At 60.3% G+C, this 8332-nt stretch carries 7 protein-coding genes; 1 reads left to right on the top strand and 6 read right to left on the bottom strand.

Features of this window, described 5'->3' with window-relative positions:
- Window positions 1–382: 382 nt before the first annotated feature.
- The gene (locus AC1Q6J_RS17410; RefSeq protein ID WP_492280468.1) at window positions 383–2032 is read left to right on the top strand and encodes an acyl-CoA synthetase; all 1650 of its coding nucleotides are present in this window, start codon (window positions 383–385) and stop codon (window positions 2030–2032) included.
- A gap of 1 nt (window position 2033) precedes the next feature.
- On the opposite strand, the gene AC1Q6J_RS17405 is transcribed toward AC1Q6J_RS17410, so the two are convergent.
- The 6 genes from AC1Q6J_RS17405 to AC1Q6J_RS17380 form a co-directional block, all read right to left on the bottom strand.
- Window positions 2034–2834 carry an MBL fold metallo-hydrolase gene (locus AC1Q6J_RS17405; protein ID WP_492280467.1) on the bottom strand — a complete coding sequence of 267 codons (801 nt, stop codon included), beginning with the start codon at window positions 2832–2834 and terminating at the stop codon, window positions 2034–2036.
- On the bottom strand, window positions 2831–3625 hold the full coding sequence (locus AC1Q6J_RS17400; RefSeq protein WP_492280466.1) for a TatD family hydrolase: 795 nt from the start codon (window positions 3623–3625) through the stop codon (window positions 2831–2833). The genes AC1Q6J_RS17405 and AC1Q6J_RS17400 overlap by 4 nt, the downstream gene beginning before the upstream one ends.
- A complete protein-coding gene (gene metG / locus AC1Q6J_RS17395) occupies window positions 3625–5181 on the bottom strand; it encodes a methionine--tRNA ligase (RefSeq protein WP_492280465.1) in 1557 nt (518 codons plus the stop codon). Before metG ends, AC1Q6J_RS17400 begins: the two co-directional genes overlap by 1 nt.
- Window positions 5182–5271: 90 nt before the next feature.
- Entirely contained in the window at window positions 5272–6312 is a 1041-nt protein-coding gene (locus tag AC1Q6J_RS17390) for a DNA polymerase III subunit delta' (protein WP_492280464.1), read from the bottom strand.
- The gene (gene tmk, locus AC1Q6J_RS17385; RefSeq protein WP_492280463.1) at window positions 6309–7001 is read right to left on the bottom strand and encodes a dTMP kinase; all 693 of its coding nucleotides are present in this window, start codon (window positions 6999–7001) and stop codon (window positions 6309–6311) included. The genes AC1Q6J_RS17390 and tmk overlap by 4 nt, the downstream gene beginning before the upstream one ends.
- Window position 7002: 1 nt before the next feature.
- The gene (locus AC1Q6J_RS17380; RefSeq protein ID WP_492280462.1) at window positions 7003–8253 is read right to left on the bottom strand and encodes a D-alanyl-D-alanine carboxypeptidase family protein; all 1251 of its coding nucleotides are present in this window, start codon (window positions 8251–8253) and stop codon (window positions 7003–7005) included.
- Window positions 8254–8332: the final 79 nt, after the last annotated feature.

The following is an 8332-nucleotide window of genomic DNA, read 5'->3' as shown; positions in this document are numbered from 1 at the left end:
CCTCCAAAGTCCCCAAAGGGACCAGAGACTGACATTTGAACTTTGCTCAGTGCTGACATTTTAGCTTTGCTGCTACACCCACGATTCGCATAAGGTATATTATGGAATATAATATATCCAAGCGATTTCAATACGATCTATTCAATAATAGATAAAATGATCGATATATATCGGGTTATATCTGAAAATACCCATGTAACTCGGTGTGGTTACGCGCAGTGAAATGGCCTTCGGATGCCTCGTCGCTGGACACGCAAGCAAGGTGCTATTTGGAGGCCGTTCGCAGATTAGCCCGATGATTGACCGCAAGGACGGCCATTGTAGAAACAGATGCAAGTGTCTGACCGTACCGTTGGTGTCGGACAAATCAGGGAGGCAGGATATGAACAGCGATCAGGGCCAGTACAGCGCCGGTCTGGACAAGAATGCCGCCAACTACGTACCGCTGTCCCCGCTGAGCTTCCTTGCCCGTAGCGCGAACGTCTATCCGAACCACGCGAGCGCGGTCTACGAAGGCCGCAGGTTCACCTGGGCTCAGACCTATCAGCGCTGCAAGCGCTTTGCGTCGTTTCTTGCGGCGCGCGGCATCCAGCGTGGCGACACCGTCGCGGCGATGCTGCCGAACGTTCCGGCGATGAACGAACTACACTTCGCCGTGCCGATGGCCGGCGGTGTCCTCAACGCGCTCAACATCAGGCTTGACGCGGCATCCATCGCGTTCCAGCTCGATCACGGCGGCGCCAGGATCATTCTGGTCGATCCTGAGTTCTCCGGCGTGATCTCGGATGCACTGGGCTTAATGAAGGGCCCAAAGCCGCTGGTGATCGATGTCGACGATGCAGCGTTCGCTGGCGGCAAGCGCATTGGTGAACTTGAGTATGAAGCGGCGGTCGCGTCCGGAAATCCGGACTTCGAGTGGCATCAGCCGCGGGACGAATGGGACGCCATTGCGCTCGGCTATACATCCGGCACCACGGGTAATCCGAAGGGTGTCGTCACGCATTATCGCGGCGCCTACCTGAACGCCGTCAGCAATATTCTCGCGGGCAATCTCGGCACCCATCCGATCTATCTCTGGACGCTGCCGATGTTTCACTGCAACGGCTGGTGCTTTCCGTGGACCATCGCAGCGTCGGCCGGCGTCAACGTCTGTCTGCGCAAGGTCGATCCAGCCAAGATTTTCGAGCTGATCAAGGCCCACGGCGTGACTCACATGTGCGGCGCGCCGATCGTCTACAACACGCTGATTAACGCACCCGATGCTCCCAAGGGCAAGTCTGCGAAGCCTGTTATCGGGCTGATCGCGGGCGCTGCGCCGCCTGTGGCGGTGCTTGAGGGCGCCGAGAGCATCGGCATCAAGCTGACTCACGTTTACGGCCTCACGGAGGTCTATGGCCCCGCCTCCGTTTGTGCCGAACAACCCGGCTGGGACGACCTGCCGGCCGACCAGCGCGCCCAGCTCAAGCGCCGTCAGGGCGTGCCTTATCCGCTTCAGGAAGCCGTTACGGTACTCGATCCCGAAACGATGCGCGAAGTGCCGCGCGACGGCGAAACCATTGGCGAGGTCATGTTCCGCGGCAACATCGTCATGAAGGGTTACCTGAAGAACGAAAAGGCCACCAGGGAAGCCTTCGAGGGCGGCTGGTTTCATACCGGCGATCTCGGCGTTCTCGACAAGGACGGTTACGTCATCATCAAGGATCGCTCCAAGGACATCATTATCTCGGGCGGCGAAAACATCTCGTCGGTCGAGGTCGAGGATGTCCTGTACAAGCATCCGGCGGTTCTGTTTGCGGCCGTGGTTGCCAAACCGGACCCCAAATGGGGCGAGGTGCCCTGCGCCTTCGTCGAACTCAAGGAAGGCGCCAGTGCGACTGAGGCGGAAATCCTGAGCTACTGCAAGGGTATATTGCCAGGATTTAAATCGCCGAAGTCAGTCGTGTTCGGGGCGATCCCGAAGACGTCCACCGGCAAGATCCAGAAATTCGCGCTGCGCGATCAGGCCAATTCGGCGAAGGCGATTTCGGCGTAATTTATGCCTCGATCGCCAGCCGCATGCCGTCGTAGCCAACCTCGATCCCAGGCGGCAATTTCGCCTGCAACACGTCGTAGTCCAGATCCGAGTGCAGGTTTGTCAAAACGGCACGCTTCGGCTTGAACTTCGCGATCCACGACAGCGCATCGTCGAGACTGAAATGGCTCGGATGCGGCGCATAGCGCAACGCATCGATGATCCACAGATCGAGGTTTTCCAGCGCGGAAAAGCTCTCCGGCGGAATGTCGTGAAGATCGGGCGTATAAGCGGCATTGCCGATGCGATAGCCGAGCGCCGGAATGTTGCCATGCTGAACCAGGAAAGCGGTCAGGGCGAGGGAGCCGCCCTTCCCCTCAACGCTCTCGGTTTCACCCGCCTCGATTGATCGCTTCTCCAGGATAGCTGGATAGTCGCTGCCGGGCGCCTGCTCGAAGCAATAGGCGAAACGCGTCAGGATATCCTTGCCCGTGGACTTGTTCAGATAGACGGGAATCCGCTTGCGCTGATGCAGAACCACGGAGCGCAAGTCGTCGATGCCGTGGGTCTGGTCGGCGTGTTCGTGAGTGAGGAAAGTCGCTTCAAGGTGATCGACATTGGCGTCGATCAACTGCTCGCGCAGGTCCGGTGAGGTATCGATCAGGACGCGTGTCAGACCGTTCGCGCCCCCCTTTTCAGCCAGCAGCGAACAGCGGCGGCGGCGGTTCTTGGGATTGTTCGGATCGCATGCGCCCCAGCCAAGCGCCGGACGCGGCACGCCGGCGGATGATCCGGAGCCGAGGATTGTCAGTATCACCGTCATGCAGATTCAGCGTCCGGGCGCGGCACTTTGTCGAACAGCCGGAAGAAATTTTCCGTGGTCTGCTGCGCGATCTCGTCGATTGAAACGCCGCGTGTTTCCGCCAGCACTCTCGCAGTCTCGACCACGAATGACGGCTCGTTTCGTTTGCCGCGGAATTTGCCCGGCGCGAGATACGGCGCGTCGGTCTCCACCAGGATCCGGTCCGCCGGCAGCTCGGCGGCGATGTCGCGGATCGCCTGCGAATTCTTGAACGTCAGGATTCCGGTGAAGGAAATCGACAGCCCCAGCCCGATGGCTTTCATGGCGAGCTCGCGTCCACCGGTGTAACAGTGCAGGACAGCCTTGAACGGCCCTTTCGCGATCTCGTCTTCGAGGATGCGGCCGCAGGCCTCATCCGCTTCGCGGGTGTGGATGACGAGCGGCAATCCGGTCGCCCGCGCTGCCGCGATGTGGGCACGAAAGCCCCGCTCCTGCGCTTCCGGCGATCCGTCCTTGTAGAAGTTATCCAACCCCGCCTCGCCCAGCGCCACGACCTTCGGATGCTTCGTGAGCGCGATCAGTTCATCCGGGGTGATACCATCTTCCTCGTCGGCGTTATGCGGATGCGTGCCCACTGAACAATAGACGTTGGGAAAACGCGATGTAATCGCCAGCAAGCCGTCGAGGCGGCGAACACGCGTCGAAATAGTAACAATGCGCCCGATGCCCGCAGCTTCGGCGCGCGCGACGATGGCGTCGAGATCAGCGGCGAAGTCAGGAAAATCGAGATGGCAGTGGCTGTCGACAAGCATCAGGCTTTGGCCGCTCCGGCTTCCGGGGGATCAATGTAACGCGGAAATACCGGCGTGGGCACGGGCAATTGGATTCCGCTCTTGATCCGTGTGGCGAGGGCTGCGAAGTCGCGCGCGTCCGGTGCGACGCCAAGGATATCGAGCAGCTTGGCGCACGCGTCGGGCATCGCCGGCTGCGCGAGGATCGCAATCTGCCGGACGACTTCGGCGGTGACATAGAGCACGGTTTTCTGACGTGCCGGGTCGGTCTTGGCGAGCGCCCATGGTGCTTCGCCGGCAAAATAGCGGTTGGCCTCGGCCACCACAGCCCAGATCGCATTCAGCGCGTGATGAATTTGCTGCGTGGCCATGGCCGTGCGCGCTTGATCGAGCATGCCGTCAGCCATCGCCAGAATGGCTTTGTCGGTGTCGCTGAAGGTACCAGGCTCCGGCAGAACGCTGCCATGCTGCTTACCGATCATCGAAAGCGAGCGCTGCGCGAGATTGCCAAGATCGTTTGCGAGGTCCGCATTGGTGCGCGCGACAATGGCCTCGTGGTTGTAGTTGCCGTCCTGGCCGAACGGCACCTCCCGCAGGAAGAAATAGCGAAGCTGATCGACGCCGTACTGATCCGCCAGATTGAACGGATCGACGACATTGCCGACTGACTTCGACATTTTCTCGCCGCGATTGAACAGGAAGCCGTGCGCGAAGACGCGCTTCTGCACCGGGATGCCTGCCGACATCAGGAACGCCGGCCAGTACACGGCGTGAAAGCGGATGATGTCCTTGCCGATGATATGAACATCCGCCGGCCAGTAGCGCCAGTTCTGGTCGCCCTCGTCCGGAAAACCGACGCCGGTGATGTAGTTGGTCAGCGCATCGACCCACACATACATCACGTGTTCTTCGTCACCCGGCACCTTCACGCCCCAGTCGAACGTGGTGCGCGAGATCGACAGATCCTTCAGCCCGCTTTTGACGAAACTGATGACTTCGTTCTTGCGCGAATCCGGTCCGATGAAATCCGGCTGGCTTTCGTAAAGCGCCAGCAACTTGTCCTGATAGGCCGAGAGCTTGAAGAAATAGCTTTTCTCTTCGACCCACTCGACGGGTGTGCCTTGCGGCCCTCGCCGCACCTTGTCCTCTCCGACGACAGTCTCGTCCTCGGCGTAGTAAGCTTCATCGCGAACCGAATACCAGCCCGCATAGCTGTCGAGATAGATGTCGCCGTTCGCGGTCATCCGTCGCCAGATTTCCTGCGTAGACTCATGATGCACTTTCTCCGACGTGCGGATGAAGCGGTCGTAGGAAATGTTCAGACGCTGATCCATTTCCTTGAAACGTGCCGCGTTGCGCGTCGCAAGATCCATCGGCGTCATGTTTTCTTTCTGTGCCGTCTGGATCATCTTCTGGCCGTGCTCGTCGGTGCCGGTCAGGAAGAACACATCCTTGCCGTCGAGACGCTGAAAGCGCGCAAGCGCGTCCGTCGCGATCGCCTCATAGGCATGACCGATGTGCGGGACGCCGTTCGGATAGGCAATGGCGGTTGTGATGTAAAAGGTCTGACGGGACATATGTGATTTCTGCTATCGCAAACTTTGCGAAGGCCCTTTCCGTAAACGTCGATTGTGCCATTCTTGCGCGGGAAACCGCCTGATCGGCGGTCAGCGCGTCGCGTCGGAGAGCATGCCAAATACCGAGAAAACCAGAGGTTTTCGCTCCAGATTGAAGCTTTCCGTGTCGCGCGCGGCACTGTTGATCTTTTCCCATACCTCGGCAAGCCGTGCAAGGCGCGGCAGGTTCGCGCCCGCATCCGGCGCATGGAGGTGTCCTGTCAGCCAGCGCTCAACGGTGTCGACGAAAGCCTTCAGTCCGACGCGGTCGTTGAGCGGCAACGCATCACCGAGGGCGTGGAGCGCGCGCTGATCGAGTTGAGGCAGACGATTCAGCAGTTCGAGTGTGCGCTGGTGGAGCCCGAGCGATTGGCCACCGAGCAATGTGAGTGCGCGGGCCACACTCCCCTCCGCCGCGTCCGCCGCCTCACCCAGCGCGTTATCACTGAGGTTCAGCCCGGCCGCTTCCGCCGCCGCGTGAATCACATCGCCTGTTTCCAGCGACCGTAACGGTAGTTTGCGGCAGCGCGACTGGATGGTGGCGAGGACACGCGCCGGAGCGTGGCTGAGCAGCAGAAATAGCGATCGCGCCGGCGGTTCCTCGAGAACCTTCAGTATCTGGTTCGAAGCATAATCATTTAGTTCGTCGACCGTATCGACGACGCAAACGCGCCAACCTTCCACCGCAGCAGTTGTGCCAAAGAAACTTATGGTCTCACGCGAGTTTTTTACCGTGATAACACTACTCATTGCTCCTTTTTCATTGAGAGTGCGCTCGAGCGTCAGCAATCCGCCGTGGCTGCCGTTTGCGACCTGACGCGCCACCGGATGATCCTGATCGACATACAAATCGCCAGCATCCTGCACGAACCGCGCCGCCGGATCTGGATGCGCGAGTACGAACCGCGCCATGCGATAGGCCAAGGTCGCTTTACCAATGCCTTGCGCACCACCAATCAGCCACGCATGAGGAATGCGACCGCTGCGATAGGCCGCCAGCAACATCTGCTCGGCATCGCGATGACCGAACAGCGCCGTCGTTTCGCGCGGCGCCGGAATTGATGTCTCGGATCTGGCCGTGCGAGTGCTCATGCCTTGGTGGTCTCGCGAACGGAGGCCACAGAGAAGAGATGATCGCGCAGGGCTTTCCAGACGCGTTCGGCAACGGTTTTGGGATCAGCGTCGGCATCAACCAGCGCACAGCGCTGCGGATCGCCTTCCGCTATCTTGCGATAAGCCTCGCGCAGCTTCTCGTGAAAGCTCACGCCTTCACCCTCGAAACGGTCAGGCACCGCGGTCCCTCGCCGCTTGAGCGCGCGCTCCATTCCGACTGCAACGGGAACATCCAGGATGATCGTGAGATCGGGTTTGAGATTGCCGATGGTGACGCGCTCCATCGCCCGGATCAGTTTCGGATCCACCTTGCCCAGTTCGCCCTGATAGACGCGTGTGGAATCCGTGAACCGATCGCACAGCACCCAGATTCCCTGCGCAAGCGCCGGTTCAATCACCTGACTGACGTGATCGTCGCGCGCGGCGGCGAACAGCAGGGACTCTGTTTCGGGACCGAACGCCTTGGCCATCCCCGAAAGCAACAGATGCCGCACGATTTCCGCACCGGCCGAGCCACCCGGCTCGCGCGTTGTGATCGTTCGAAGTTTGGCCGCGTTAAGACGATCCGCCAGCAACTGGATTTGCGTCGATTTGCCGGAGCCCTCGCCGCCTTCGAAAGTGATAAAGCGGCCGCGCGGCGGCTGTCGCGGTTTGACAGCGTCGGTCATGTCAAAGCTTCTCCGCGCCGGCGCGGAACAGGCCAATGACGAGTTCGCTAGCACCGTCGATGGCGCGGCGGGTGGTCGAACCTGTCTCGATCGATTCTGCCGCAACCAGCGGAGATTCAAGTGCGATATTGCTGCCGCGCCAGACCTTGAGCGTGCCGATACGCTGGCCCGGCTGGATCGGCGCGCGTACCGGGCCGGTATAGACAATGCGGGCAAGCAGTTTGTCGGTGCCATTCCGTTGCACCATGACTTTGATCGGCTCCGGGCTCGCCAGTTTGACAGAGCGCGCGCTGCCGCCGAACACCTTGGCGTAGCCGACAGCCTGATCCTTGGCGAACAGCGTCCGCGCCTCGAAATTGCGGAACCCCCATTCGAGCAGCTTCTTGGCCTCGGCCGCGCGATCATCGGAATCTTCAAGTCCGTTGACCACTACGATCAGCCGCATGCCGTTCTGCACCGCAGAGCCGACCATGCCGAAGCCGCCCTCCTTGGTGTAACCCGTCTTCAGACCGTCGGCGCCTTCGAGCATCGTCAGCAGCGGATTGCGGTTCTGCTGGCGGATCTTGTTCCAGGTGAATTCGCGCTCGCCGAACAGCTTGTAGTTATCCGGATAGGTCTGGATGATGTGCCGCGCCAGCATGCCCAGTTCGCGCACTGTCATCTTGTTGACCGGGTCCGGCAGGCCGTTGGAATTTCCGAATGTCGATTTCGTCAGGCCGAGTTCGCGCGCGCGCTTGGTCATCAACGCAACGAAGTCGCGCTCACTGCCCGCCATGCCTTCCGCCAGCGCGATGCAGGAATCGTTGCCGCTCTGGATCAGCGCGCCGTGCAAAAGGTCGTCGACGCTGACCTTGCTGTTGATCGCGGCGAACATGGTCGAGCCGCCGGACGGCGCTCCGCCCTTTCTCCAGGCGTACTCACTGATCCGGTATTCGTCAGTGAGCTTTATGTCGCCCCGCTTCAGTGCGTTGAAGACAACCTCCGCCGTCATCAGCTTCATCATGCTGGACGGCGCACGGAGTTCGTCGGGATTTTTCTCGAACAGAATGCTGCCGGACTTTGCCTCGATCAGGATCGCTGTCGGAGCATCGATCTCGTAGCCCTCGTCCTTTTTGGCACCCTGCACGCTGTTGTTGGCCGCATGGACCCCGCCGCCAATCGCCAATCCGGCCATTACGAGGATAACGGCAAGCGGCCAAAACCGCCCATACCGACGCCCGCGATTCCGGGATGCTCTGAGAATGGCTGCCATGTTGAGGTTCCTGAGGATCGCCTTGTAACAGTTGGGCTGATACCAAACAACGTGCGGCCGGCCGCTTCGGCGCTCCCGT

The organism is Afipia sp. MLSD5-FHT05B12 (assembly GCF_058793355.1).
Note: the sequence above shows the minus strand (reverse complement) of the source record. Positions and strands in the feature narration are given on the sequence as shown.